Below are 24,670 nucleotides of genomic sequence, written 5' to 3' on the forward strand. Positions count from 1 at the left end.
CAGCGCGCGCGGGCGGGCGGAGCGCTGCCGGAAGCGGTGGCCCCGGGGCCGGTCCCGCGCCCGGGGGAAGGCGCGGCCGGAACCCCGGGACCGGTCTTATCTGACCGGGGCCGGGCCGGTCGGGTCGCCCAGCTCGAGCAGCGGCAGCTCGTTGCCACGCTCAAGCGCCTGAAGCGCCTGATAGATACGCCGCTCCTGATACGGCTTGGCGTACCAGGACAGATCACGCGGCGAGATCAGCGAGCAGGCGGACAGCTCAGCGGCAGCCCCCACGGGCACGCGCAGCGCCCGTGCTTCGGCGGGGGTGAGCACGCCTCCATCGCACACCACGTTCAGACCCTCAGCCGAAGTACCGTCCGCACTGGCCGGTACCTGATCGAGCGTCAGATAGTGGGTGAACGTGCGGACGAGACCGGTCTCCTCCAGCAGTTCGCGCGCGGCAGCGTCCGCGATGCGCTCGCCAGCACGCGCGCCGCCGCCGGGCAGAATCCATCCGGGCTTGTAGGTGGGATTGACCATGAGGACGTGCCCGGATTCGTCGGTCAGCAGCGCGACGCAGCCCAGACGGCGGGCGGGGGGACGGGCGGGATCGATGTCGGCATGCGACACGGAGACTCCTTCACGGCAGGGGGAACGGGCGGAGAGAGGGGGTGCCCACCGGGGGCCGCGCGGGATCTCCGCACGGCCCCCCGGGGGCCGGTCGGCTCCACCCGCGCCGCGCGCCGTGGGTAGGCGCGGGACGGGGGTGGAGCCAGCTTTCAGGGGAAGGCGCGCATGGGCCGCGCATCCGGTGCCTGCGGCGGCTGGTCGCAGCCCAGCGCGCGGGAGCACTGGGCATGCAGCGTCTCCGCCTCGGCAGGCGACAGGTTCAGATTCAGATCCGCGCGCGGCACACCGTCGCGGCACAGTCGCAGCGCCAAGCGGCAGCGCCCGTCCGCTTCCCGGAGCAGCGGCACGCCCGGGACCAGGACGACACTCCAGCCGCGCGGACACGGGGCGCTCACCGGCCCGTGCTCCGGGGCGCCCGGTGGCTCCACCTGGCCGCACAACGCCCGGGAGAGCTGCGCGAGCAGCGCCCCCGCTTCGTCCCGGGGCAGCGACAGATCGACGTCCGCGAACGACTCGCCATCGCGCAGCACCCACAGCGGCAGCACACACCCAGCGCCCCCGGCCCGCACCGGTCTGCCGGGGATGAGATCGATACGCCAGCCGCGCTCACGCGGCACCCCGGTCACCGGTGCGCCCGCTCAAGGTGACGGGCCAGCAGCACCCGAACATCGGTCTCCCCGCTGACGTCTCCCCGCTTCCGCGCGGCGTTCCCTTCCTCGCGGAGCCGGACGCACGCGGCGCAGCCGGGAACCGGTTCCGGGGCGGGCAGGTAGCCGCTCACCGCTTGGTCTCCCGCTGCTCCAAGGCGTAGTGAACCCATTCGGGAGCGGCGGGGGTGTCGAGGGCGGGCAGGCACGGCGGGCAGGCGTACGGGAGGAAGCGCGCCATGGTGGTCTGTTCCACCGTTGACGAAGTGCCGCAGCGCACGCAGGTGCGGGTGAGGATCACCGCACGCTCCCCTCATCCGCGCCCGGGGCCGGGGTGATGCGCGGTGCGCAGTCGGGGCAGGCGTACACGGACTCGACCGGCCCCCGCCCCGACTCCACCCGCGCCACCAGGACCCCCGCACACGTCGGACGCGAGCAGCGGCAGCAGGTGACCGCAGCACGCAGCCGCACCGCACTCACGAAGCGGCCCCGACCCGCATCCCGTGGATGATGTCCGGCCCGACGTCGACGCCTTCCACGGCGAGGAACAGCGCGCGGCGCCGCTCCCGCCGCTCATAGGCGGTCACGTACGGGCGCACGATCGGCAGCTCATCCGCATCAATGACCGTGTCCTCGGGAAGACGACGGCGGGGAGCCGGTACCGCCAGCGGCAGGGGCAGCGGCAGCGGCGCGGCAGGCCGTGCGGCAGGCGCACCGACACGGTGGCGCCCCGTCGACGGCGGAGCCAGGAACTCCCTCACACGCGCTGCGGTACGCCGGATAGTCTCGAACATGTCGACCTGCTCTCTCAGGTTGGCCACGCCCCCGGACCGACGCACATCGGTTGCGGGGGTACTCGCGTGGCGGGTGTCTCTGGGTCCCCACCATTGCCAAAAGAACGAGTCAGGTACACGGATTGCATGTGACCAAATACACTCAGTGGACAGTCTCTTGAGGGGTGGTCAGCACGGTGGAGCTTGAGAGGGACGAAGGTGCGATGCCCCCGACACCTGGGGGGATGCTGGCGAAGCGCGCTATGCGGGCGCGGAACAAGGCGGGTCTGTCGCTGCGCGCGCTCGCTGAGAAGCTGGGGTACCCACATACGTACCTGAGCCGCGTTGAACGAGGGGAGCAACTACCTTCCGATGCGCTCGCGGAAGCCCTTGACGACTTCTACGACGCCGATGGGCTCTTCACTGAGCTGTTGGAGGTTGCCAGGTCGGCAGAGATCCCGACATGGGGCCGCCGCGTACTGGAAGAGGAGAAGCGCGCCGCTCGCATTCAGACCTTCAACAGCAGCGTGGTTCCCGGCCTCCTTCAGACAGAGCCGTACACGTCCGCCCTGTTCGTTGAGTCGATGCCCGGCAAGGACGCTGACAAGGTGGCCCTACAGGTCGCCATGCGGTCGCACCGGAAGGCGGTGCTGGACTCGTCCGCGCCCCCGCTGTACTGGGCGATCATGGATGAGGCAGCGCTACGGCGCCCCGTGGGTGGCCCGGCGGTCATGGCGGACCAGGTCCGACACATACTCAACATGATCGAGAGCAACAGCGCTGTTCGCGTGCAGGTACTTCCCTTCGCGCGTGGAGTGCATCCCCTGTTGGGCGGTAGCTTGAGCTTGCTCACCCTTCGGGACGGCGTGACGTTCGCCTACGTCGAGTCGTTTGCGTCAGGCACCTCCGTGGACGCTCCGGCAGACGTGTTGGAGTTGACGACGTTGCTTGACGTTGCCAGGTCGGAGGCCCTTGACAGCGGGGAGAGCGTGGCCTTGTTCACCAAGTACCTGAAAGAGTATGAAGATGACATCTAACGAGAATCCGCCGTCTCCGGTCTGGGTGAAGAGCAGCTACAGCAACGGTCAAGGTGGCGAGTGCATCGAGTGGGCACCGGACGGCGCGGCGGCTCGCCGTGTTGTTCCCGTCCGTGACAGCAAGAACCCGCACGGCCCCGCGCTGGTCTTCCCGGCATCGTCCTGGACATCGTTCGTCTCAGCGGTCAAGGACGGAGAGCCGCGCGCCTGACCGCGCGCGTCACCTAGTTGCGCACAACGGCCCCCGCCACGGCGGGGGCCGTTGTGCTGTCGCAGCAGCATGGAACAGGATCACCTCACCGCGTCAGCAACATCGTGATCATGCTCTGACCTGCACAAATACCCACCGCGGAACCGGACTTCTGTAGGTAGCGCTCAGCATCGGTTGACTGAGGTATGTATGTATGGCGCGAGGCCGAGGGGGTCGGTTTGGGTGTGGGGGTTGGGGACGTAGGTGTGGGGGTTGGGGGCCGGGTCCAAGCCGAGGGGGTCGGGGGTGAGGTAGCGGGCGGTGTGGGGGTCGTAGTAGCGGAAGTAGTTGTAGTTCAGGCCGGTTTCCGGGTCGGCGTATTGGCCGGGGAAGCGGAGGGGGCAGTCGACGCTGTTGGGGGCGGGTATGGCGGGGTTGGGGAGTGGGGTGCCCCACAGAGTTGTGCGGTGCTGCCAGACGGTGTCGCCGTCCGGGGTGACCAGTTCGGTCGGGGTGCCGGTGTGGTCCGTGAGGACCGCGTAGAGGACGGGGGCGTCGGCGGTTGCGGTCGTGGCCGCGAGGCGGGCGAGGGGGGAGGCGGCTCCGGAGGCGAGAGGCGCGTGGCGGGTGGTTTGGGTGAGGGGGGTGTGGGTGCCGGGGGTGTAGTCCCAGGTGGTGACGTCGCCGGTGAGGGTGGTCTGCTCCGCGAGGCGGGTGCCGTCCCAGGTGAAGAGGAGATCGGGCGCGTCGCCGCCGTCCTCGGACACGAGCCGCTTGGTGACGCGGCGGCCGAGGGGGTCGTAGGTGTAGTGCCACTGTTCGCCGTCGGGGGTGGTGGCGTGGGTGAGCTGGTCGTGGGCGTTCCAGGTGTAGTGCTGGGTGCGGGTCTGGCCGTTGAGTAACTTGCGGGAGGCTTGGAGCAGGCGGCCCTGGCCGTCGTACGTGTAGTGGGTGCGGCCGGAGCGGTGGAGGAGGGTGCCGGTGTGTTCGCGGTCGTCGGCATCGTCGGCGCCCCCGGTGCTCTGCGCACGGGTGAGGTTGCCGGTGGAGTCGTAGGCGTAGGTCTCGGTCCAGCCGTGGGCCGTCACGGAGGTGATGCGGCCCTGCGGGTCGAGGTCGAAGCGGCGGGTGCCGGAGGCGAGTTCGCTGATTTCGGTGAGCAGGCTGTCGGGGCGGTAGGTGTAGGTGCGGTGTTGGAGAAGACCCGCTCCTGCGGCGCCGGACTCGCGGGTGAGGGACTGGGTGCGCAGACGGCTGTTGGCGTCCCAGGATTGGCTGAATACGACGTCCGGGCCGAGGCGTCGGGAGACCTCGCGGCCTACGGCGTCATGGGTGAAGTCCAGGGAACCGCCGTCGGTGGCGAGTTGGGCAGGGCGGCCTGCTGGGTCCCAGGTCCAGATGGAGACCGCGCCACCGGGTGTGGTGCGCCGGGTGACGCGGCCCACGGCGTCGCGCGTGTACCGGGTGGTGCGGTCGTCGGTGGTCTCGGCCAGGACGCGGCCCAGCGCGTCGTGTTCCCAGGTGAGGGTGTGGTCGGGGTTGGTGGCGCGGGTGAGGTGACCGGAGGTGTCGTGGGTGAAGGTGGTCTCGTCGCCGCTGTCGGCCGTGGCAGTGCGAATGCGGCCGAGGGCGTCGTGGGTGTAGCGGAGGGTTTCGCCCGCGCCGTTGGTGCGGGAGGTCAGCCGTCCCGCACCGTCGTGGGTGTAGGTGAGGGTGCGGTCGTTGAAGTCCGTCTCGGAGGCGAGGTGTCCGGCCGCGTCGTAGGCGTAGGTCCAGCGCAGACCCTGCGGGTTGGTGACCGCAGTCAGGCGCAGCTCCGCGTCGTAGGCGAAGGCGAAGTCGGTGCCGTCCGGCTCGGTGCGGGTGACCGGGACGTCGAAGGGGCCGTAGCTGTGGCGGGTGGTGTTGCCCATCGGGTCGGTGTGGGTGAGGAGGCTGCCCTCCGCGTCCCAGGTCCAGGATTCGCGTGCGCCGTCGGGTAGTTCGCGCCAGGCGGGTTTGCCCTCCGGGGTCCAGCCCATCCGGGTGGTCGCTCCGGTCGCGTCGGCGAGGGCGGTGATGCGGCCGAGGCGGTCCCGGCTGACGGTGGTGGTGTGGCCCAGTTCGTCCGTGACGGCGGTGGGCAGACCGGCAGCGTTGCAGGTGATGTGGCGGGGGCGGCCCAGCGGGTCGGTGACGGTGGCTGGATGGCCCAGCGGGTCGTACGTGTAGCGGGTCTCGGCGCCCACCGGGTCGGTGGTGGCCAGGAGGTTGCCGCGTTCGTCCCAGGTGTGCTGCCAGCGGGCGCCGCCCGGCTCGGTGACTTCCAGCGGCAGGCCCAGCGCGTTGTACGCGGCGCTGGCGCGGCTGCCGTCGGGGAGGGTGACGGCGGTGAGGTTGCCCGCCTCGTCGTAGGTGTGCTCAACGCAGTGGCCCAGCGGGTCGGTGACCGAGAGGGGGCGGGTGCCGGTGGCGTCCCAGGTGGTGTGGGTGGTGTGGCCGAGTTCGTCCGTCTCCTCGATGATCTGGAAGGCGGCGTCGTGGCGGTAGAGCCGCCGCTGCCCCAGGGAGTTGGTGACGGTGACCCGCTGCCGCTTCTCGTCGTACTCCAGCGTGCCGGAGAGGAACCCTCCGCTCCCCTCCGTACGCACCACGCGGCCCCGCGTGTCGTAGCTGTAGGCGTACGACGCGTCGTTGCGGTCCTTCCAGGAGGTGATGCGGCCTTCGGCGTCATAGGTGAACCGCAGCGGTCGGCCACTGGAGTTGGTCACCTCGCTCAGGTGCCCGGCCTCGTTGTACGCGTAGCGGACCAGGAGAGTCCCGGAGGAAGGAGGAGAGGAAGAGGAGGGCGGCGTGTAGGCGGAGGGCGGCTCCTCCAGCAGGCGCAGGGCAGTGATGCGGGGGCCGGTGGTCTCGACCGCCAGGTGGTAGCCGCCGGAGTGCCGGATGGCGAGCGGAGCCCCTTCATCGGAACGGTCGATGTCGATCCGGGCACCGTTGCGGTCCTCGATGCAGGCCAGCGGAAGGTCCAGGACGCCGCTGTCGTCGACGGGAGTTGGGGTGGCGAAGGTGCGGGTGGTGCCGTCTTCGGGGTTGGTGACGGTGAGCACGCCGTCCGGGCTGCCGTCCCAGAGCAACGGCCAGCGCGGACCGCACACCGGCAGGGCGGGCTGGCCGGGAACCGGCACGGGATAGACCAGGCGCATGCCGTCCGCTGCCGCGAACACCGCGCCTTCGCTGTCGAGTTGGACTCGTTCGTCCACCGTCGAGGCCCAGCTCGAACCGAACCATCCGCCTATCCGGTAGGAGGAGAGGTGGGTGCGCTCGAAGACGAGCGGGAGGGCGCCCGGCAGTTCCACGTCCGTCTGCGGCAGCAGCATCTCGCCGGTGGCCACGTCGATCGGGTCGAGGTCGGCCTTGACGCCCTTGGGCGGCCGGGCCCAGGCGGGTATCTCGGCGCCGTTGGGGCGCATCCTGACCCCGGGCGGAATCCGCACACCGTCGAAGTGCGGCCCCTTCAGGAACGGGGCCATCGCGCCGCCGAAGATGCCGCCGTACAGCATGCCGTCCCTGGAGGCCTGTGCGGTCGATCCGGGGTTGTAGCCGTCCTGGAGTCCGGCGCTGATCCGCATCGGCTGAGCGACGGCGAGGTTGAACACGACGGATTCCACCCCGCCGAACGCCGCACCGAGCAGGGCGGTCGTGGCGATACGGGCCGCTGCCGCGGCCAATGTCCCGCCGATCGCCAGGGCGGCCTCGCCGACGGCGGCCGCGGCGGCAGCCGCCGGCCCGGATGCGGCTCCGAGGGTGAGCCAGGTGGCCGTGATACCCGCGACGATGACCACGGCTTCGACGGCGATCACGGTGTTGATCTCGGACTTGACCCTGTCGATTTCGTCCGCGAACTCGTCAAGCCCCTTGGCCATGGCTCGGACCGCGTCTTCCAGGTCCTGCAGCCAGCCCGCTTCCTGGTGGTAGTAGCGGTGCCAGAAGACGGTGAAGGCGTCGATGGCCTCGCCGTCGTTGTTGCGGATGAGGGCGCTGGCCTTGCCGTCCGTGGCCCGGCGCACCTCGTCGATCGTGGTGGCGAACTCCCGCCAGGCGGTCGCCGCCTCCCGGCACTTGTCCTCATCGGCGTCCGGCCACCACATCCCGAACGATTCGATGAGCCATTCCTTGGCCTCCTCGAAGGCCCCCATCAGCCGTGCTGGCCGTCACCCTGCTCCGGCGGCGCAGGCGGGACCGGTGGCGCCATCGGCGGACGCCACTCCGGTCCCGCCGCCCACTCGGGCGGCGGGGCCATGTCGTTGAACATGCCCCGGATGCCCTCTTCGTTGTCCACATGGCCATCGGTCATGTCGGTCATCGCGGCTTTGACGCTGGCCAGGCCCTGGACCAGAATCCCGACCGCGTACTCGATCTTCATGCGCTGGTCGGAGTAGGTCTCGGCGAACTTCCGCACCTGCTCCTCGCCGCCCCAGGGCTGCCCCAGCGCGGCGAGCTTGGTCCCCAGCGTCGTCGCACCCTCCAGCAGCTTCGTGCTCTGGGTCTGAAAGGTCGGAGCGGCGGACTTCAGATCCGCGGTGGATATGTTCAGGACCTTGTCGGGCACGCCCATGACGGCTCCCTGTGACGACTACAATGCGTGGTCATCAATATACAGTCAGGTGTTCGGTGGGCGGCGTTGGGGCCAAGTCCGCAAGTCATGCGCCTGTCTTGGTGGCTCGGTTGGCTTCCCGTGGAGATCCGTAAGCGGAGTTTCCGGTTCGGGTGAATTCTCGAACTTCGTTACTCACTGTGGTCGACTGGCGCGTAGATTGGTGACGGATGCTGCACGCACGGTGAGTACGTGGTGGAGGTGGCGGGTGTGGGGACTGCGGAGCACGCGGCAGACGGCGCGGACGTGGAGGACTGGGGCTCGGGGCTGGAGGATGACAGCGCAGCCGTGCTGAAGATGGTCGCTCGCCAGATCAAGCTGTGGCGGGAGGCGGCCGGCCTGCGGCAGGCGGAGTTGGGCGAGGCGATCGGATACAGCGAGGACCTGGTCTCGGCGGTCGAGCGGAGGCGGCGGGTGCCTCAGCCGGAGTTCCTGGACGCGGCAGACCGGGTGCTGGGAGCGGGCGGCAAGATCGCGGAGATGAAGCGGGACGTGGCGGAAGCCCGGTATCCGAAGAAGGTCCGCGACCTGGCGAAGCTTGAGGCGGACGCGGTCGAGCTCGGCGCGTACGGGAACCACAACCTGCATGGCCTGTTGCAGACGGAGGAGTACACGCGAGCGCTGTTCGGAGTGCGGCGTCCTGCGCTCAGCCCGGACGATCTCGAACGATTCGTCTCCGCTCGGCTCGCGCGGCAGGCCATCTTCGAGCGACAGCCGTCGCCCACGCTCACCTTCGTCCAGGAGGAGGTCACCCTGCACCGTCCCATCGGGGGTAGAGCAGTCCTTCGCCGTCAGCTGGAGCAGCTGCTGTTCGCCGGTCAGCTGCGGCATGTCGAGATCCAGGTCATGCCGACGAACCGTGAGGACCACGCGGGGATGGGCGGTGAGCTTCAGGTCCTGAAGCTCAAGGACGGGACGGCCGTCGGGCATTCCGAGGCTCAGTTGACCAGTCGCCTTGTGTCCGACCCCAAGCAGGTTCAGTTGCTGGACATGCGGTATGGGATCATCCGGTCGCAGGCTCTCAGCCCGTGGGAGTCTTTGGCCTTCATCGAGAAAGTGCTGGGGGAGACATGACCTGCAAGTCCTCTGCCGAAGGCTCGCCGACGCCTGCCTGGTTCAAGAGCAGCTACAGCGGCAGCAACAACAATGACTGCGTCGAGGTCGCGGCGATACCCGGCGTCGTCCGGGTGCGGGACTCGAAGGACCCGCAGGGTCCGGCGCTCGCGTTGTCGCCCGCCGCGTGGGCTGCCTTCGTCTCGTACGAGGGTCAGCGCTGATCCCGATGACCGACGGGTGACCGTCGCGTCACCGGTCGTGACCGGGGTGCGTTAGAGTCCTGGTGCGGGTGGCGTCGTGGACTCGCCTTGGCCCGATTGGCGTGGGTCAAGCGTGCTATGGCACACTGTGCAGGTTGCTCGGTTGAGTGCCGATGCTGTGCGCCTCCCGTCGGGAGGACTGGAAGCGAGTCCCAAAGTATTCGTCGCCCCTTGTCAGGGGCGGAAGTACGGGAATCTTCCGGGAAGTGCAGGAGGGGCTTCAGCCAGGTACCGGTGGGATTCTTCCCCCGACTCCTTCCCAGGGAAACCTTCCTCGGAGAATTCCGGGAGGGGGACGACACGCCCGACCGCGTGGGTCGGGAAGTCGTCGGGGAAGCGAAGGAAGCCGCAGGTTCCAGAGCGTGACGAGAGACAGGATTGCGAAGTAGCCATGGCGGGACAGAAGATCCGCATCCGGCTCAAGGCCTACGACCACGAGGTCATCGACAACTCGGCGAAGAAGATCGTCGAAACGGTGACGCGTACTGGTGCGTCGGTCGCGGGCCCGGTGCCGCTGCCCACTGAGAAGAACGTGTACTGCGTCATCAAGTCGCCGCACAAGTACAAGGACGCGCGGGAGCACTTCGAGATGCGCACCCACAAGCGTCTGATCGACATTCTCGACCCGACCCCCAAGACCGTTGACTCGCTGATGCGCCTGGACCTTCCGGCCGGCGTTGACATCGAGATCAAGCTCTGAGAGGCGCGGGAGAGATGACTAAGCAGATGAAGGGTGTCCTGGGCGAGAAGCTCGGCATGACCCAGGTCTGGGACGAGAACAACCGTGTCGTCCCCGTGACCGTGGTCAAAGCCGGACCCTGCATCGTCACCCAGGTGCGCACCAATGACAAGGACGGCTACAGCGCCGTCCAGATCGCCTTCGGCGAGATCGACCCGCGCAAGGTGAACAAGCCCCTCAAGGGCCACTTCGCCAAGGCCGACGTCACCCCGCGCCGTCACCTCGTGGAGCTCCGCACCGCGGACGCCTCCGAGTACACGCTCGGCCAGGAAGTCACCGCCGAGGTCTTCGACTCCGGTCTCAAGGTCGACGTCACCGGTAAGAGCAAGGGCAAGGGCTTCGCCGGCGGTATGAAGCGTCACGGCTTCCGCGGCGGCAAGGCCTCGCACGGTGCCCACAAGGTGCACCGCAAGCCCGGCTCCATCGGTGGTTGCGCCACTCCCGGCCGTGTCTTCAAGGGCACCCGGATGGCCGGCCGCATGGGCAATGAGCGGGTCACCACCCAGAACCTGACCGTCCACGCCGTTGACGCGGAGAAGGGTCTGCTGCTCATCAAGGGCGCGGTCCCCGGTCCGAACGGCGGCCTCGTCCTGGTCCGCACCGCGGCCAAGGGGGCGTGAGGTAAAAGATGAGTACCCCTAACACAATTCATGTTCTTTCGCCGACAGGCGAGAAGGCCGGGTCCGTCGAGCTCCCCGAGAGCATCTTCGGCGTGCAGGTCAGCATTCCGCTGATCCACCAGGTCGTCACCGCGCAGCTGGCTGCGGCCCGTCAGGGCACGCACAAGACGAAGACGCGCGGCGAGGTCCGCGGCGGTGGCAAGAAGCCGTACCGCCAGAAGGGCACCGGCCGCGCCCGCCAGGGTTCGACCCGTGCGCCGCAGTTCGTCGGTGGTGGCGTCGTGCACGGTCCCGTGCCGCGTGACTACTCGCAGCGGACGCCGAAGAAGATGAAGGTCGCCGCTCTGCGCGGTGCCCTCTCCGACCGCGCGCGTCACGACCGTGTCCACGTCATCGAAGGCGTGGTCGAGGGCGACATCTCCACAAAGGCCGCCAAGGAGCTCCTCGGCAAGGTCAGCGAGCACAAGAACGTGCTGCTGGTCGCCGAGCGCAGCGACGAGGCCGCGTGGCGCTCCGCTCGCAACCTGCCCCAGGTGCACCTCCTGGACCCGGGCCAGCTGAACACGTACGACGTGCTCGTCTCCGACGACGTGGTCTTCACCAAGGCCGCTTTCGAGTCTTTCGTGTCCGGCCCCAAGGCCACTGAGGCCGTCCAGGCCGAAGAGAACACAGAGACCGAAGGGAGCGAGGCCTGATGGCTACGCGACACCCGAGCGTGGCGCCCAAGGCGGCGAAGGTCGCCAAGGCCGCGCGACTGGCCAAGGCCCGTCGCATCGCGACCGAGGGCAAGGTCACCGTTGAGACGCCGCCGAGCAAGGCCTTCACCGACCCGCGGGACGTGCTGCTGAAGCCCGTGGTCTCGGAGAAGAGCTACGCGCTGCTGGACGAGGGCAAGTACACCTTCATCGTCCACCCGAGCGCCAACAAGACCCAGATCAAGCAGGCCGTCGAGGCGGTCTTCTCGGTCAAGGTCTTCGGCGTGAACACGATCAACCGGCAGGGCAAGCGCAAGCGCACCCGCACCGGTTACGGCAAGCGCGCGGACACCAAGCGCGCCATCGTGACCCTCGCCGAGGGCGACCGCATCGACATCTTCGGCGGTCCGGTCTCCTGACGGAGTCCGGTCCGTCCGATATCGGACGAGGACTGACAAATGGGTATCCGCAAGTACAAGCCGACGACGCCGGGCCGTCGTGGCTCCAGCGTCGCCGACTTCGTCGAGGTCACGCGGTCCACGCCGGAGAAGTCGCTGGTCCGCCCGCTGCACAGCAAGGGCGGCCGTAACAACGCCGGTCGTGTGACCGTTCGCCACCAGGGTGGTGGCCACAAGCGCGCCTACCGCGTGATCGACTTCCGTCGGCACGACAAGGACGGCGTGCCCGCGAAGGTCGCGCACATCGAGTACGACCCGAACCGCACCGCGCGCATCGCGCTGCTGCACTATGTCGACGGCGAGAAGCGCTACATCATCGCGCCGGCCGGCCTGCAGCAGGGCGCGAAGGTGGAGAACGGCCCCGGCGCTGACATCAAGCCGGGCAACAACCTGCCGCTGCGCTACATCCCGGTCGGTACGACGATCCACGCCATCGAGCTTCGGCCCGGCGGCGGCGCGAAGATCTCCCGCTCCGCGGGTGCCTCCGTGCAGCTGCTGGCGAAGGAGGGCCGCATGGCGACCCTCCGGATGCCGTCCGGCGAGGTCCGGATGGTCGACATCCGGTGCCGCGCGACGGTCGGCGAGGTAGGTAACGCCGAGCAGTCGAACATCAACTGGGGCAAGGCCGGCCGTATGCGCTGGAAGGGCGTACGCCCGACCGTCCGCGGTGTGGTCATGAACCCGATCGACCACCCGCACGGTGGTGGTGAGGGGCGTACCTCCGGTGGCCGCCACCCGGTTTCGCCGTGGGGCCAGAAGGAGGGCCGGACGCGCTCGCCGAAGAAGGCCAGCAACAAGTACATCGTCCGCCGCCGCAAGACGAACAAGAAGCGCTAGGAGCGGGTTCAGATGCCGCGCAGTCTCAAGAAGGGGCCCTTCGTCGACGACCACCTGAGCAAGAAGGTGGACGTGCAGAACGAGGCCGGTTCCAAGAACGTCATCAAGACCTGGTCCCGCCGCTCGATGATCGTCCCGGCCATGCTCGGTCACACGATCGCGGTGCATGACGGCCGCAAGCACATCCCGGTGTTCGTCACCGAGTCGATGGTCGGCCACAAGCTCGGCGAGTTTGCGCCGACCCGCACCTTCCGCGGCCACGTGAAGGACGACCGCAAGTCGCGGCGTCGCTGACCGGCGGGTGTGAAGACTATGACTGACACCGAAGGGACAACCATGGAAGCCAGGGCCCAGGCGCGCTATGTGCGCGTCACGCCCATGAAGGCCCGCCGGGTGGTGGACCTTGTCCGTGGCATGGATGCCACGGAGGCACAGGCGGTCCTGCGCTTCGCCCCGCAGGCCGCGAGCGTGACCGTCGGCAAGGTGCTGGACAGCGCCATTGCCAACGCCGCGCACAACTACGACCACACCGACGCCGGCAGCCTCGTCATCTCTGAGGCCTATGTCGACGAGGGCCCGACCCTGAAGCGGTTCCGACCGCGTGCTCAGGGCCGTGCCTACCGGATCCGTAAGCGGACCAGCCACATCACGGTGGTCGTCAGCAGCAAGGAAGGAACCCGGTAATGGGCCAGAAGGTAAACCCGCACGGGTTCCGGCTCGGCATCACCACGGACTTCAAGTCGCGGTGGTACGCCGACAAGCTGTACAAGGACTACGTCAAGGAAGACGTCGCGATCCGCCGCATGCTCACACAGGGCATGGAGCGGGCCGGCATCTCCAAGGTGGAGATCGAGCGCACCCGTGACCGGGTCCGCGTCGACGTCCACACCGCCCGCCCGGGCATCGTCATCGGCCGCCGCGGCGCCGAGGCCGACCGCCTGCGGGGCAACCTGGAGAAGCTGACCGGCAAGCAGATCCAGTTCAACATCCTTGAGGTCAAGAACCCCGAGACGGATGCTCAGCTGGTGGCCCAGGCCGTCGCCGAGCAGCTCTCGTCCCGTGTCTCCTTCCGTCGTGCGATGCGCAAGAGCATGCAGACCACGATGAAGGCCGGCGCCAAGGGCATCAAGATCCAGTGCGGTGGCCGTCTCGGCGGCGCCGAGATGTCCCGCTCGGAGTTCTACCGCGAGGGCAGGGTTCCCCTGCACACCCTGCGTGCGAACGTCGACTACGGCTTCTTCGAGGCCAAGACGACCTTCGGCCGGATCGGTGTGAAGGTCTGGATCTACAAGGGCGACGTCAAGAACATCGCCGAGGTCCGTGCCGAGAACGCCGCGGCCCGTGCGGGCAACCGCCCGTCGCGTGGTGGCGCCGGTGGCGCCGGCGGTGGCGGCAGCGAGCGCCCCCGTCGTGGTGGCGAGCGCGGCGGCCGTGGCCGCAAGCCGCAGGCACAGTCCGACGCGGCACCCAAGGCCGAGGCGGCCGCAGCCGCTCCGGCTGCTGCTCCGGCTGCCGAGGCCGGTCCGTCCGGCTCCGCCGGAAAGGAGTCCTGACCAATGCTTATCCCGCGCAGGGTAAAGCACCGCAAGCAGCACCACCCGAAGCGCAAGGGCATGGCCAAGGGCGGCACTGAGCTTGCTTTCGGTGAGTACGGCATTCAGGCCGTGACTCCGGCGTATGTGACGAACAGGCAGATCGAGGCAGCTCGTATCTCCATGACGCGTCACATCAAGCGTGGTGGCAAGGTGTGGATCAACATCTACCCGGACCGCCCGCTGACCAAGAAGCCCGCCGAGACCCGCATGGGTTCCGGTAAGGGTTCGCCGGAGTGGTGGATCGCGAACGTCAAGCCCGGACGGGTGATGTTCGAGCTGTCCTACCCGAACGAGAAGATTGCCAAGGAGGCGCTCATCCGCGCCGCCCACAAGCTTCCGATGAAGTGCCGGATCGTTCGGCGCGAGGCAGGTGAGTCGTGATGGCGGCCGGTACCAAGGCGACCGAGCTCCGTGAGCTCGGCGACGAGGAGCTCGTCGGCAAGCTTCGCGAGGCCAAGGAAGAGCTGTTCAACCTCCGCTTCCAGGCGGCGACCGGACAGCTTGAGAACCACGGCCGGCTGAAGGCCGTCCGCAAGGACATCGCCCGGGTCTACACCCTCATGCGCGAGCGCGAGCTGGGCATCGAGACGGTGGAGAGCGAGACGGTGGAGAGCGCCTGATGAGCGAGACTAATGTGACTGAGACAGAGCAGCAGCGGAGCCGCGGCTTCCGCAAGTCCCGCGAGGGCCTGGTCGTCAGCGACAAGATGGACAAGACCGTCGTTGTCGCGGTCGAAGACCGCGTCATGCACCCGCTGTACCGCAAGGTCATTCGCCGTACCAACAAGCTCAAGGCTCACGATGAGCAGAACGCCGCAGGCGTCGGCGACCGTGTCCTCCTGATGGAGACCCGGCCGCTGTCCGCCACCAAGCGGTGGCGGATCATCGAGATCCTCGAGAAGGCGAAGTAAGACATTCCCCCCGGGATTCCCCGGGGGATCCGGTGATCAACACCGGAAACAACAGCCTGGTTTTGCCAGGAAAGGTTCCGCCAGGCTCGGTGGGGTGTGAGAGGTCCGCAGGTCGGCCCGCACACCCCGCCGGGAACCGGCAGACGATCAGGAGATAGACGTGATCCAGCAGGAGTCGCGGCTTCGTGTCGCCGACAACACGGGTGCGAAGGAGATTCTCACCATCCGTGTTCTCGGCGGTTCAGGCCGCCGCTACGCGGGCATCGGTGACGTCATTGTCGCTACCGTCAAGGACGCGATCCCGGGCGGGAACGTGAAGAAAGGCGACATCGTCAAGGCCGTCATCGTGCGCACCGTCAAGGAGCGCCGTCGCCCCGATGGCTCGTACATCCGCTTCGACGAGAACGCGGCCGTCATCCTCAAGACCGATGGCGACCCCCGCGGCACCCGAATCTTCGGCCCGGTGGGCCGTGAGCTGCGCGACAAGAAGTTCATGAGGATCATCTCCCTCGCGCCGGAGGTGCTGTGAGCATGAAGATCAAGAAGGGCGACCTGGTTCAGGTCATCACCGGCAAGGACCGCGGCAAGCAGGGCAAGGTCATCGTTTCCTACCCCCGCGACAACCGTGTCCTGGTCGAGGGTGTCAACCGGGTCAAGAAGCACACAAAGGCCGGTCAGACCGCTCGTGGTTCCAAGACCGGCGGCATCGTCACGACCGAGGCGCCCGTCCACGTGAGCAATGTTCAGCTCGTCGTGGAGCAGGACGGCAAGAAGGTCGTGACCCGTGTCGGGTACCGCTTCGACGACGACGGCAACAAGATCCGCGTTGCCAAGCGGACCGGTGAGGACATCTGATGACTGCCGCCACCTCCAGCACCGCACCGCGTCTCAAGACGCGCTACCGCGAGGAGATCGCGGGCAAGCTGCGTGACGAGTTCAAGTACGAGAACGTCATGCAGACCCCGGGTCTCACCAAGATCGTGGTCAACATGGGTGTGGGCGACGCCGCCCGCGACTCCAAGCTGATCGAGGGCGCCATCCGCGACCTCACCACGATCACCGGTCAGAAGCCGGCCGTGACCAAGGCCCGCAAGTCCATCGCGCAGTTCAAGCTGCGCGAGGGTCAGCCGATCGGTGCCCACGTGACACTGCGTGGCGACCGGATGTGGGAGTTCCTGGACCGTCTGCTGTCGCTCGCGCTGCCGCGCATCCGCGACTTCCGCGGTCTGTCGCCGAAGCAGTTCGACGGCGCGGGCAACTACACCTTTGGTCTCACTGAGCAGGTCATGTTCCACGAGATCGACCAGGACAAGATCGACCGGGTCCGGGGCATGGACATCACCGTGGTGACCACGGCGACCAACGACGATGAGGGCCGTTCCCTCCTCCGTCACCTCGGCTTCCCGTTCAAGGAGAACTGAGCATGGCGAAAAAGGCTCTGATCGCGAAGGCGGGCCGTAAGCCGAAGTTCGCGGTGCGTGGCTACACGCGCTGCCAGCGCTGCGGCCGTCCGCACTCCGTCTACCGTAAGTTCGGCCTCTGCCGCGTGTGCCTTCGTGAGATGGCACACCGTGGAGAGCTGCCGGGCGTCACCAAGAGTTCCTGGTAATTCCCTCGTGGCCGCGGTGGCATCCGCCCCGCGGCGACAGCGGAACCAGCCAGAACTCTCGGTAAGCACCAAGGCAGGCGAGCGCCCGGCCTCACATCCCGTAGGATCGTGGGGTTGGGCACCCGCCACCGCGCATCGCGGGCGGGCACGCTCGCATGAAACGCTTACTACGCCGTAGGTCCCCGCGCCGCACCCGTCCCGACCCAGATCGGGGAGAGGGATGGCGCATACAGGAAACCCCGGTGAGAGAGGCCGAAGGCCATCACATGACCATGACCGATCCGATCGCAGACATGCTGACGCGTCTGCGAAACGCGAACTCGGCGTACCACGACACCGTGTCGATGCCGCATAGCAAGATCAAGTCGCACATCGCGGAGATCCTCCAGCAGGAGGGCTACATCACCGGCTGGAAGACCGAGGACGCCGAGGTGGGCAAGAGCCTCGTCCTCGAGCTGAAGTTCGGTCCGAACCGCGAGCGTTCGATCGCAGGCATCAAGCGGATCTCCAAGCCGGGTCTGCGGGTCTACGCAAAGTCCACCAACCTGCCGAAGGTTCTCGGCGGCCTGGGCGTGGCGATCATCTCCACGTCCCACGGTCTCCTGACCGGTCAGCAGGCTCAGAAGAAGGGCGTGGGTGGGGAAGTCCTCGCCTACGTCTGGTAGTCGGGAACGGAGGTAAAGCAATGTCGCGAATCGGCAAGCTCCCCATCCAGGTTCCCGCCGGTGTGGACGTCACCATCGATGGCCAGACGGTCGCCGTGAAGGGCCCCAAGGGGTCCCTCGCGCACACCGTTGCCGCGCCCATCGAAATCGCCAAGGGTGAGGACGGCGTCCTGGCCGTCACCCGCCCCAACGACGAGAGCCGGAACAGGGCCCTGCACGGCCTGTCCCGCACGCTGGTGGCCAACATGATCACTGGCGTGACCCAGGGATACAGCAAGGCCCTTGAAATCAGCGGTGTCGGCTACCGCGTCCAGGCGAAGGGCTCCAACCTGGAGTTCGCGCTGGGCTACAGCCATCCGATTGTCGTCGAGGCGCCTGACGGCATCTCGTTCAAGGTCGAGTCCCCGACCAAGTTCTCGGTCGAGGGCATCGACAAGCAGAAGGTCGGCGAGGTCGCCGCCAACATTCGCAAGCTTCGCAAGCCCGACCCTTACAAGGCCAAGGGCGTGAAGTACGCGGGTGAGGTCATCCGCCGCAAGGTCGGAAAGGCTGGTAAGTAAGCCATGGCATACGGCGTGAAGATCGCTAAGGGCGACGCGTACAAGCGTGCCGCCGCCAAGCGCCGTCACATCCGCATCCGCAAGAAGGTCTCCGGTACGCCGGTGCGCCCTCGGCTGGTGGTGACGCGTTCCAACCGTCACATGGTGGCGCAGGTCGTCGACGACATCGCGGGGCACACGGTTGCCTCCGCGTCGACCCTCGACAGTTCCATCCGCGGTACCGAAGGTGACAAGAGCTCGCTGGCCAAGCAGGTCGGCGCACTGGTCGCCGAGCGTGCCAAGGCAGCGGGCGTCGAGACTGTCGTCTTCGACCGCGGTGGAAACAAGTACGCAGGGCGGATTGCCGCTCTGGCTGACGCCGCCCGTGAGGCCGGACTCAAGTTCTGACCCGGTGAGCGAGCCTTCGGGCGGGTTCAACGCCCGAAGGCGCGCCGAGCCGAGCGGCTGTAAACGAGAGAGGTAAATCCAATGGCTGGACCCCAGCGCCGCGGTGGCGGCGCCGGTGGCGGCGAGCGGCGGGATCGTAAAGGCCGGGACGGCGGCGGAGCCGCCGAGAAGACGGCCTACGTCGAGCGCGTGGTCGCGATCAATCGCGTCGCCAAGGTTGTAAAGGGTGGTCGTCGCTTCAGCTTCACCGCGCTGGTCGTGGTGGGTGACGGTGACGGCACCGTGGGTGTCGGTTATGGCAAGGCCAAAGAGGTACCGGCCGCCATCGCCAAGGGTGTCGAGGAGGCCAAGAAGAGCTTCTTCAAGGTCCCCCGCATCCAGGGCACCATCCCCCACCCCATCCAGGGTGAGGAAGCCGCGGGTGTCGTGCTGCTGAAGCCGGCTTCGCCTGGTACCGGCGTGATCGCCGGTGGCCCGGTGCGTGCCGTGCTGGAGTGCGCGGGCATCCACGACGTGCTGAGCAAGTCGCTCGGCTCGTCCAACCCGATCAACATCGTGCACGCCACACGGGCGGCTCTGAAGGGCCTTCAGCGGCCTGAGGAGATCGCCGCCCGCCGTGGCCTGCCGCTCGAGGACGTGGCTCCCGCCGCACTGCTGCGGGCGCGTGCCGGGGTGAGTGGCTGATGACTCGCCTCAAGATCACGCAGAAGCGTTCCCTGATCGGGACGAAGCAGAACCACCGCGACACGCTGCGGACCCTGGGTCTGAAGCGTGTGAACGACGTCTCCGTCAAGGAGGCCCGTCCCGAGGTCGTCGGCATGGTGCACACCGTGCGGCACCTCGTCACGGTCGAGGAGGTCGACTGACATGACTGAGCCTCAGGGTGTCAAGCCGCTGAAGGTCCACAACCTCCGCCCTGCTCCCGGTGCCAAGACTGCCAAGACCCGTGTGGGTCGCGGTGAGGGCTCCAAGGGCAAGACGGCTGGTCGTGGTACCAAGGGCACGAAGGCGCGCTATCAGGTGCCGGAGCGCTTCGAGGGTGGGCAGATGCCGCTGCACATGCGGCTGCCCAAGCTTCGTGGCTTCCGTAACCCGGCGCACAAGCAGTTCCAGGTGGTGAACCTGGAGAAGATCGCCGATCTCTACCCCGAGGGGGGCGAGGTCACGGTGGCCGATCTGGTCGCCAAGGGCGCGGTCCGCAAGAACGAGCTCGTGAAGGTGCTCGGCGACGGCGACATCTCCGTAGCGTTGCAGGTGACCGTGGACAAGGTTTCCGGTACCGCCAAGGAGAAGATCACCGCCGCCGGCGGTACCGTCACCGAGCTTGGCTGAGCTCGATGGCCGACCTGCCGGGGATGTCCTTCAAGGGCATCCCCGGTCGGTCGTTCAGGGAGCGCCGTCCACGGGGAGTCGACCGCCCCGGGGTACGGCGCTCACGGCGCGTGGTGCGTGCGGCTGCATGACGGAGACGGGTCCTCCTCTTGGACGACCCGACTCGGGTCCTCCTCTTGGACGACCCGACTCGGGTCCTCATCGTGAACGACCCGACGCTTCGGCAACACAGCGGATGCGCGTTCCAGGTGTCGCGAGCAAGGCGAAACGTCGACGACACTGCCTAGGTGGGCACGGTCGCCGGTAAGGTGTCGTGCACTGTTGATATCCGTCGATCCTCAAGACCGTCACCTCTCGCGTAGTTGATCGCGGGGGGCGCAGGAGGCCCCGTGCTCACCGCGTTCGCCCGGGCGTTTCAGACGCCCGACCTGCGCAAGAAGCTGCTGATCATGCTCGGCATCATCGTGCTCTTCCGGCTGGGGCAGCACGTACCGGTGCCGGGCGTCAGCTTTGAGAACGTCAACCAGTGTATTGACGAGGCCGAGGGAAACAGCGGTCTCTTCGGTCTGGTGAACATGTTCAGCGGTGGCGCTCTGCTGCAGCTGACCATTTTCGCCCTCGGGATCATGCCGTACATCACGGCGAGCATCATCCTGCAGCTGCTGGTTGTCGTGATCCCACGGCTGGAGTCCCTGAAGAAGGAGGGCTCTGCCGGGCAGGCGAAGATCACCCAGTACACCCGTTATCTGACCGTGGCGCTGGGCATTCTCCAGGCCACCGGCCTTGTCGCCACCGCGCGCAGCGGCACCCTCTTCCCCCAGTGCCAGGTGCGCGACGAGATCGTCCCCAACGACAGCATCTTCACGACGATCACCATGGTCGTGTGCATGACGGCGGGTACCGCGCTGGTCATGTGGCTCGGTGAGATCATCACCGACAAGGGCATCGGCAACGGCATGTCCATCCTGATGTTCATCTCGATCGCCGCGGGCTTCCCCGGCTCGCTGTGGGCCATCAAGCAGCAGGGCAAGCTGGCTGACGGCTGGATCGAGTTCTTCGCGGTCATCCTCTGCGGACTGGTGATGGTCGGCCTTGTCGTCTTCGTCGAACAGGCACAGCGCCGCATTCCCGTGCAGTACGCGAAGCGCATGATCGGGCGCCGTTCGTACGGCGGTACGTCCACGTACATCCCGCTGAAGGTCAACCAGGCGGGTGTGATCCCGGTCATCTTCGCCTCGTCGCTGCTCTACATCCCGGCCCTCATCGTGCAGTTCAGCAATTCGCAGGCCGGATGGGCGACCTGGATCGAGCAGAACCTGGTCGGAAGCGACAGCCCGGTGTACGTGGTGACGTACTTCCTGCTGATCGTGTTCTTCGCGTTCTTCTACGTCGCCATCTCCTTCAACCCCGAAGAAGTTGCTGACAACATGAAGAAGTATGGTGGGTTCATCCCGGGCATCCGGGCGGGACGTCCCACTGCGGAGTATCTGAGTTACGTGCTGAACCGCATCACGTGGCCAGGCTCGCTCTACCTGGGGTTGATCGCCCTGGTGCCCACCGTTGCGCTGATCACCCTCAACGCCGATCAGAACTTCCCGTTCGGCGGGACGAGCATCCTCATCATCGTGGGTGTGGGGCTTGAGACGGTGAAGCAGATCGAGAGCCAGCTTCAGCAGCGCCATTACGAAGGGTTCCTCCGCTGATGCGAATTGTCCTCGTCGGACCGCCGGGCGCAGGCAAGGGCACGCAGGCCGCGTACCTCGCCGAGAACCTGTCGATCCCGCACATCTCCACGGGTGATCTCTTCCGGGCCAACATCAGCCAGGGCACACCGCTCGGGCTGCAGGCCAAGGAATACATGAACGCGGGCCACTTGGTGCCCGACGAGGTCACCATCGGGATGGCCGAGGACCGTATGCGGCAGGACGACGCCGCCCAGGGCTTTCTGCTGGACGGTTTTCCGCGCAACATCGGCCAGGCCGAAGCCCTGGACACCTTCCTTTCGGCACACCGTCTGAAGCTGGACGCGGTGCTCGACCTGGAGGTGCCGGAGGAGGAGGTCGTCCGGCGGATCGCCGGGCGGCGTATCTGCCGCAACGACAGCAGCCACGTCTTCCACGCGGAGTACAGCCGCCCCGTGAAGGAAGCCGTCTGCGACGAGTGCGGCGGAGAGTTGTACCAGCGCGAAGACGACAGTGAAGAAACGGTCCGTAAGAGACTCGCCGTGTATCACAGCGAGACGGAGCCGATCATCGATTACTACAAGAAGCAGGGGCTGGTGACCACGATCTCCGCGCTCGGCGCGGTGACAGAGGTCACCGAGCGTGCGATGCGCGCGCTTCCCCGCGGATAGCTGACGCAGACAGTACGGCCGTGGTCCCTCTGGGGCCACGGCCGTACTGTGTGAAGGTCGCACGGTCCGTCCGCACGGGGCGGACGCGCTGGGAAAGATTTGACGGAGCCGTTCAGGAAGGCAGTCGCATGGTGGAGATCAAGACCCCGGAGCAGATCGCGAAGATGCGGGCGGCGGGGCTGGTCGTCGCCGCGATGCACGAGGCGTGCAGTGAGGCGGCCGTCCCCGGCGCGAGCACCAAGGATCTCGACGAGGTCGCGGCGCGAGTGCTGGCCGAGCACGGCGCCAAGCCGAATTTCCTCGGTTATGGCGGCTTCACCGGCAACATCTGCACCTCGCTGAACGACGTCGTGGTCCACGGCATCCCGGACGCGGGCACGGTGCTGAAGTCGGGCGACATCATCGCGATCGACGCCGGTGCGATCATCGACGGCTGGCACGGCGACGCGGCGATCACCGTCTTCGTCGGCGAGGGCCACTCGGCCGAGCTGCACGAGCTGAGCCGGGTGACCCGGGAGTCGATGTGGGCCGGTATCGCCGCCATGAAGAAGGGCAACCGGCTTGTCGACGTCTCCAAGGCGGTCGAGGGCTACGTCCGTCGCCAGCCCCGTCCGGCCTCGGGTAAGTACGGCATCATCGAGGACTACGGCGGGCACGGCATCGGCTCGCAGATGCACATGGACCCGCACCTGCTGAATTACGTCGACCGCCGGCGCGGCCGTGGCCCCCGGCTGGTGCCCGGGATGTGCCTGGCGATCGAGCCGATGCTGAGCCTGGGCACGGCGAAGACCCACGTGCTCTCCGACGAGTGGACGGTCAAGACGAACGACGGCAGCTGGTCGAGCCACTGGGAGCACTCGGTCGCGGTGACCGAGGAGGGCCCGCTGGTGCTCACCGCGCCGGACGGCGGCAAGGCCAAGCTGGCGGAGTACGGGATCACGGCGGCGCCCGACCCGCTGGCCGTCCGCTGAGGTCTGTCCCGTAGGTTCAGCCCGGCCATGACAGCAGAACCGCGGCCCCGTTTGCGCGGGGCCGGGTGCTTAAGGATCTTGTTTGCGGGGGAGACTCCCCGAATTCGTCTTTCCGGATAGCGTGCCGTAGACTGGCTCGTCGGTCCAGGTCTACCCGTATGCCCTGGACCAGCCCAGGTAGCCGATCCCCGGAAGGTGAAGCGCTCAAGTATGGCCAAAAAACAAGGGGCCATCGAAATCGAGGGCACGGTCGTCGAGTCGCTCCCGAACGCCATGTTCAAAGTGGAGCTGCAGAACGGACACCAGGTCCTCGCGCACATCAGCGGCAAGATGCGGATGCACTACATCCGTATCCTTCCCGACGACCGGGTCGTAGTGGAGCTCTCTCCCTATGACCTGACTCGCGGGCGGATCGTCTACCGCTACAAGTAGATCTTGTCTGCCGCCCCGCAAGCCGCGGGGTGTCGGGCCCGGACCCGGAGAACTTCAATTTCATGAAGGTCAAGCCGAGCGTCAAGAAGATCTGCGACAAGTGCAAGGTGATCCGCCGCCACGGGCGGGTCATGGTCATCTGCGACAACCTGCGCCACAAGCAGCGCCAGGGCTGACGCAGTACCGACCACCACCTCGCACCTCGCATTTCTCGCGCGACGCAAGCGAAAAGTACATACGCAGTCACCCGGCCCCGTTGTGCAAGTGATCCGTCACCTGCCGATGGGGACGACACCCCCGGTCGGAGGCCGGGGACCCGTCGCGCAAGCCGTATCCAGGCTTGACGGGAGAGGTGCTGCGGAAGACCTCCGTCTCAGTCATCAGGAGTCACATCCATGGCACGCCTCTCAGGCGTTGACCTCCCGCGCGAAAAGCGCGTCGAGGTCGCTCTGACCTACGTCTTCGGTATCGGGCGCACCCTTGCCCAGCGGACTCTCAGCGAGACCGGGGTCAACCCGGACACCCGCGTACGCGACCTGGGCGAGGAAGAACTCCTCAGGATCCGCGAATACGTCGAGGGCAACTTCCGGACCGAGGGTGACCTCCGTCGTGAGATCCAGGCCGACATCCGCCGCAAGGTCGAGATCGGCTGCTACGAGGGCCTGCGGCACCGTCGCGGTCTCCCGGTCCACGGTCAGCGCACCAAGACCAACGCCCGCACCCGCAAGGGCCCGCGTCGCGCCATCGCCGGTAAGAAGAAGCCGGGCAAGAAGTAGTCCGCAGCGGACACGCTGACAAGCGGTCCCAGCTGTCGGACCGACCACCTCCATGGGAGTAAATGCATATGCCTCCGAAGGGCCGTACGGCCGGCGCCAAGAAGGTGCGCCGCAAGGAGAAGAAGAACGTCGCCCACGGGCACGCTCACATCAAGAGCACGTTCAACAACACGATCGTTTCGATCACCGACCCCACCGGCAACGTGATCTCCTGGGCCTCCGCCGGCCACGTCGGCTTCAAGGGCTCGCGCAAGTCGACGCCGTTCGCCGCTCAGATGGCCGCGGAGAGCGCTGCTCGCCGCGCTCAGGAGCACGGCATGCGCAAGGTCGACGTCTTCGTCAAGGGCCCCGGCTCCGGTCGTGAGACCGCGATCCGCTCCCTCCAGGCCACCGGCCTCGAGGTGGGTTCGATCCAGGACGTCACGCCGACGCCGCACAACGGTTGCCGCCCGCCGAAGCGCCGCCGGGTCTGAGACCCAGAAGACAGAGGGGCGGTACGGCTCCCTTTCGGGTCGTACCGCCC

Annotated in this window: 39 protein-coding genes; 32 read left to right on the forward strand and 7 right to left on the reverse strand. The window is 67.3% G+C overall.

Annotated elements, in window-relative coordinates:
* Positions 1-96: 96 nt before the first annotated feature.
* The 5 genes from LHJ74_RS20450 to LHJ74_RS20470 form a co-directional block, all read right to left on the reverse strand.
* Positions 97-609 carry an NUDIX domain-containing protein gene (locus LHJ74_RS20450; protein WP_260219555.1) on the reverse strand — a complete coding sequence of 171 codons (513 nt, stop codon included), beginning with the start codon at positions 607-609 and terminating at the stop codon, positions 97-99.
* Positions 610-758: 149 nt separating this feature from the next.
* Positions 759-1,235 (reverse strand): hypothetical protein, encoded by a 477-nt coding sequence (locus LHJ74_RS20455; protein WP_260219556.1) that lies wholly within the window; start codon positions 1,233-1,235, stop codon positions 759-761.
* Positions 1,232-1,390, reverse strand: coding sequence for a hypothetical protein (locus LHJ74_RS20460; protein ID WP_260219557.1), 159 nt, complete (start codon positions 1,388-1,390; stop codon positions 1,232-1,234). Before LHJ74_RS20460 ends, LHJ74_RS20455 begins: the two co-directional genes overlap by 4 nt.
* A complete protein-coding gene (locus LHJ74_RS20465; RefSeq protein ID WP_260219558.1) occupies positions 1,387-1,557 on the reverse strand; it encodes a hypothetical protein in 171 nt (56 codons plus the stop codon). Before LHJ74_RS20465 ends, LHJ74_RS20460 begins: the two co-directional genes overlap by 4 nt.
* A gap of 175 nt (positions 1,558-1,732) precedes the next feature.
* Entirely contained in the window at positions 1,733-2,050 is a 318-nt protein-coding gene (locus LHJ74_RS20470) for a hypothetical protein (RefSeq protein WP_260219559.1), read from the reverse strand.
* 164 nt (positions 2,051-2,214) lie between these two features.
* Here LHJ74_RS20470 and LHJ74_RS20475 point away from each other — a divergent pair, with 164 nt between their 5' ends.
* The gene (locus LHJ74_RS20475) at positions 2,215-3,066 is read left to right on the forward strand and encodes a helix-turn-helix domain-containing protein (protein ID WP_260219560.1); all 852 of its coding nucleotides are present in this window, start codon (positions 2,215-2,217) and stop codon (positions 3,064-3,066) included.
* Positions 3,056-3,277, forward strand: a complete 222-nt coding sequence (locus tag LHJ74_RS20480) for a DUF397 domain-containing protein (RefSeq protein WP_260219561.1) — start codon at positions 3,056-3,058, stop codon at positions 3,275-3,277. The genes LHJ74_RS20475 and LHJ74_RS20480 overlap by 11 nt, the downstream gene beginning before the upstream one ends.
* A gap of 164 nt (positions 3,278-3,441) precedes the next feature.
* Here the strand turns inward: LHJ74_RS20480 and LHJ74_RS34235 are convergent, their stop codons facing one another.
* Both LHJ74_RS34235 and LHJ74_RS20500 read right to left on the reverse strand, forming a co-directional pair.
* A complete protein-coding gene (locus LHJ74_RS34235; RefSeq protein WP_311203330.1) occupies positions 3,442-7,434 on the reverse strand; it encodes a DUF6531 domain-containing protein in 3,993 nt (1,330 codons plus the stop codon).
* Positions 7,434-7,853: a WXG100 family type VII secretion target gene (locus tag LHJ74_RS20500; protein WP_260219562.1), complete on the reverse strand. Its 420-nt coding sequence runs from the start codon at positions 7,851-7,853 to the stop codon at positions 7,434-7,436. The genes LHJ74_RS34235 and LHJ74_RS20500 overlap by 1 nt, the downstream gene beginning before the upstream one ends.
* Positions 7,854-8,087: 234 nt before the next feature.
* On the opposite strand from LHJ74_RS20500, the gene LHJ74_RS20505 reads away from it, so the two are divergent.
* The 30 genes from LHJ74_RS20505 (at position 8,088) to rpsK (ending at position 24,620) form a co-directional block, all read left to right on the forward strand.
* Positions 8,088-8,966 carry a helix-turn-helix domain-containing protein gene (locus tag LHJ74_RS20505; RefSeq protein ID WP_375546788.1) on the forward strand — a complete coding sequence of 293 codons (879 nt, stop codon included), beginning with the start codon at positions 8,088-8,090 and terminating at the stop codon, positions 8,964-8,966.
* Positions 8,963-9,169: a DUF397 domain-containing protein gene (locus LHJ74_RS20510; RefSeq protein WP_260219563.1), complete on the forward strand. Its 207-nt coding sequence runs from the start codon at positions 8,963-8,965 to the stop codon at positions 9,167-9,169. The genes LHJ74_RS20505 and LHJ74_RS20510 overlap by 4 nt, the downstream gene beginning before the upstream one ends.
* A 430-nt stretch (positions 9,170-9,599) precedes the next feature.
* Complete coding sequence (gene rpsJ / locus LHJ74_RS20515; RefSeq protein WP_016909683.1) at positions 9,600-9,908, forward strand: 30S ribosomal protein S10; 309 nt, start codon at positions 9,600-9,602, stop codon at positions 9,906-9,908.
* Positions 9,909-9,922: 14 nt separating this feature from the next.
* Positions 9,923-10,567: a 50S ribosomal protein L3 gene (gene rplC / locus LHJ74_RS20520; RefSeq protein ID WP_260219564.1), complete on the forward strand. Its 645-nt coding sequence runs from the start codon at positions 9,923-9,925 to the stop codon at positions 10,565-10,567.
* An 8-nt stretch (positions 10,568-10,575) separates the two neighbouring features.
* Complete coding sequence (rplD, locus tag LHJ74_RS20525) at positions 10,576-11,262, forward strand: 50S ribosomal protein L4 (RefSeq protein ID WP_260219565.1); 687 nt, start codon at positions 10,576-10,578, stop codon at positions 11,260-11,262.
* Positions 11,262-11,681: a 50S ribosomal protein L23 gene (gene rplW / locus LHJ74_RS20530; RefSeq protein ID WP_260219566.1), complete on the forward strand. Its 420-nt coding sequence runs from the start codon at positions 11,262-11,264 to the stop codon at positions 11,679-11,681. Before rplD ends, rplW begins: the two co-directional genes overlap by 1 nt.
* A 39-nt stretch (positions 11,682-11,720) precedes the next feature.
* Positions 11,721-12,557: a 50S ribosomal protein L2 gene (gene rplB / locus LHJ74_RS20535; protein WP_260219567.1), complete on the forward strand. Its 837-nt coding sequence runs from the start codon at positions 11,721-11,723 to the stop codon at positions 12,555-12,557.
* A 12-nt stretch (positions 12,558-12,569) separates the two neighbouring features.
* The gene (gene rpsS / locus LHJ74_RS20540; RefSeq protein ID WP_260219568.1) at positions 12,570-12,851 is read left to right on the forward strand and encodes a 30S ribosomal protein S19; all 282 of its coding nucleotides are present in this window, start codon (positions 12,570-12,572) and stop codon (positions 12,849-12,851) included.
* A gap of 42 nt (positions 12,852-12,893) precedes the next feature.
* Positions 12,894-13,241, forward strand: coding sequence for a 50S ribosomal protein L22 (gene rplV / locus LHJ74_RS20545; protein WP_260219676.1), 348 nt, complete (start codon positions 12,894-12,896; stop codon positions 13,239-13,241).
* A complete protein-coding gene (gene rpsC / locus LHJ74_RS20550) occupies positions 13,241-14,110 on the forward strand; it encodes a 30S ribosomal protein S3 (RefSeq protein ID WP_260219569.1) in 870 nt (289 codons plus the stop codon). Before rplV ends, rpsC begins: the two co-directional genes overlap by 1 nt.
* 3 nt (positions 14,111-14,113) lie before the next feature.
* The gene (gene rplP / locus LHJ74_RS20555) at positions 14,114-14,533 is read left to right on the forward strand and encodes a 50S ribosomal protein L16 (protein WP_260219570.1); all 420 of its coding nucleotides are present in this window, start codon (positions 14,114-14,116) and stop codon (positions 14,531-14,533) included.
* On the forward strand, positions 14,533-14,772 hold the full coding sequence (gene rpmC, locus LHJ74_RS20560; RefSeq protein WP_260219571.1) for a 50S ribosomal protein L29: 240 nt from the start codon (positions 14,533-14,535) through the stop codon (positions 14,770-14,772). Before rplP ends, rpmC begins: the two co-directional genes overlap by 1 nt.
* On the forward strand, positions 14,772-15,062 hold the full coding sequence (gene rpsQ, locus LHJ74_RS20565; protein WP_260219572.1) for a 30S ribosomal protein S17: 291 nt from the start codon (positions 14,772-14,774) through the stop codon (positions 15,060-15,062). The genes rpmC and rpsQ overlap by 1 nt, the downstream gene beginning before the upstream one ends.
* Positions 15,063-15,222: 160 nt before the next feature.
* Complete coding sequence (gene rplN / locus LHJ74_RS20570) at positions 15,223-15,591, forward strand: 50S ribosomal protein L14 (protein ID WP_260219573.1); 369 nt, start codon at positions 15,223-15,225, stop codon at positions 15,589-15,591.
* 2 nt (positions 15,592-15,593) lie between these two features.
* Positions 15,594-15,917 (forward strand): 50S ribosomal protein L24, encoded by a 324-nt coding sequence (gene rplX, locus LHJ74_RS20575; protein ID WP_260219574.1) that lies wholly within the window; start codon positions 15,594-15,596, stop codon positions 15,915-15,917.
* Complete coding sequence (gene rplE / locus LHJ74_RS20580) at positions 15,917-16,483, forward strand: 50S ribosomal protein L5 (protein ID WP_260219575.1); 567 nt, start codon at positions 15,917-15,919, stop codon at positions 16,481-16,483. Before rplX ends, rplE begins: the two co-directional genes overlap by 1 nt.
* Before the next feature lie 2 nt (positions 16,484-16,485).
* The gene (locus LHJ74_RS20585; RefSeq protein ID WP_027749272.1) at positions 16,486-16,671 is read left to right on the forward strand and encodes a type Z 30S ribosomal protein S14; all 186 of its coding nucleotides are present in this window, start codon (positions 16,486-16,488) and stop codon (positions 16,669-16,671) included.
* A gap of 266 nt (positions 16,672-16,937) precedes the next feature.
* Positions 16,938-17,336: a 30S ribosomal protein S8 gene (gene rpsH / locus LHJ74_RS20590; protein WP_260219677.1), complete on the forward strand. Its 399-nt coding sequence runs from the start codon at positions 16,938-16,940 to the stop codon at positions 17,334-17,336.
* Positions 17,337-17,356: 20 nt separating this feature from the next.
* On the forward strand, positions 17,357-17,896 hold the full coding sequence (gene rplF, locus LHJ74_RS20595) for a 50S ribosomal protein L6 (RefSeq protein ID WP_260219576.1): 540 nt from the start codon (positions 17,357-17,359) through the stop codon (positions 17,894-17,896).
* A gap of 3 nt (positions 17,897-17,899) precedes the next feature.
* Entirely contained in the window at positions 17,900-18,283 is a 384-nt protein-coding gene (gene rplR, locus LHJ74_RS20600) for a 50S ribosomal protein L18 (protein WP_260219577.1), read from the forward strand.
* 81 nt (positions 18,284-18,364) lie between these two features.
* Positions 18,365-18,967: a 30S ribosomal protein S5 gene (gene rpsE / locus LHJ74_RS20605; protein WP_260219578.1), complete on the forward strand. Its 603-nt coding sequence runs from the start codon at positions 18,365-18,367 to the stop codon at positions 18,965-18,967.
* The gene (rpmD, locus tag LHJ74_RS20610) at positions 18,967-19,149 is read left to right on the forward strand and encodes a 50S ribosomal protein L30 (RefSeq protein WP_260219579.1); all 183 of its coding nucleotides are present in this window, start codon (positions 18,967-18,969) and stop codon (positions 19,147-19,149) included. The genes rpsE and rpmD overlap by 1 nt, the downstream gene beginning before the upstream one ends.
* A 1-nt stretch (position 19,150) precedes the next feature.
* Entirely contained in the window at positions 19,151-19,615 is a 465-nt protein-coding gene (gene rplO / locus LHJ74_RS20615) for a 50S ribosomal protein L15 (RefSeq protein WP_260219580.1), read from the forward strand.
* A gap of 389 nt (positions 19,616-20,004) precedes the next feature.
* Positions 20,005-21,318, forward strand: a complete 1,314-nt coding sequence (gene secY / locus LHJ74_RS20620; RefSeq protein WP_260219581.1) for a preprotein translocase subunit SecY — start codon at positions 20,005-20,007, stop codon at positions 21,316-21,318.
* The gene (locus tag LHJ74_RS20625; protein ID WP_260219582.1) at positions 21,318-21,968 is read left to right on the forward strand and encodes an adenylate kinase; all 651 of its coding nucleotides are present in this window, start codon (positions 21,318-21,320) and stop codon (positions 21,966-21,968) included. Before secY ends, LHJ74_RS20625 begins: the two co-directional genes overlap by 1 nt.
* Positions 21,969-22,096: 128 nt before the next feature.
* Complete coding sequence (gene map / locus LHJ74_RS20630; protein ID WP_260219583.1) at positions 22,097-22,939, forward strand: type I methionyl aminopeptidase; 843 nt, start codon at positions 22,097-22,099, stop codon at positions 22,937-22,939.
* Positions 22,940-23,149: 210 nt separating this feature from the next.
* Positions 23,150-23,371: a translation initiation factor IF-1 gene (infA, locus tag LHJ74_RS20635; protein WP_003948620.1), complete on the forward strand. Its 222-nt coding sequence runs from the start codon at positions 23,150-23,152 to the stop codon at positions 23,369-23,371.
* 62 nt (positions 23,372-23,433) lie between these two features.
* Positions 23,434-23,547 carry a 50S ribosomal protein L36 gene (gene rpmJ, locus LHJ74_RS20640; protein ID WP_003956441.1) on the forward strand — a complete coding sequence of 38 codons (114 nt, stop codon included), beginning with the start codon at positions 23,434-23,436 and terminating at the stop codon, positions 23,545-23,547.
* A gap of 219 nt (positions 23,548-23,766) precedes the next feature.
* On the forward strand, positions 23,767-24,147 hold the full coding sequence (rpsM, locus tag LHJ74_RS20645) for a 30S ribosomal protein S13 (protein ID WP_260219584.1): 381 nt from the start codon (positions 23,767-23,769) through the stop codon (positions 24,145-24,147).
* A 68-nt stretch (positions 24,148-24,215) separates the two neighbouring features.
* Positions 24,216-24,620 (forward strand): 30S ribosomal protein S11, encoded by a 405-nt coding sequence (gene rpsK / locus LHJ74_RS20650; protein WP_004571845.1) that lies wholly within the window; start codon positions 24,216-24,218, stop codon positions 24,618-24,620.
* The last annotated feature ends 50 nt before the right edge of the window (positions 24,621-24,670 follow it).

Source organism: Streptomyces gossypii, from assembly GCF_025165795.1.
GTDB classification, from domain to species: Bacteria; Actinomycetota; Actinomycetes; order Streptomycetales; family Streptomycetaceae; genus Streptomyces; species Streptomyces gossypii.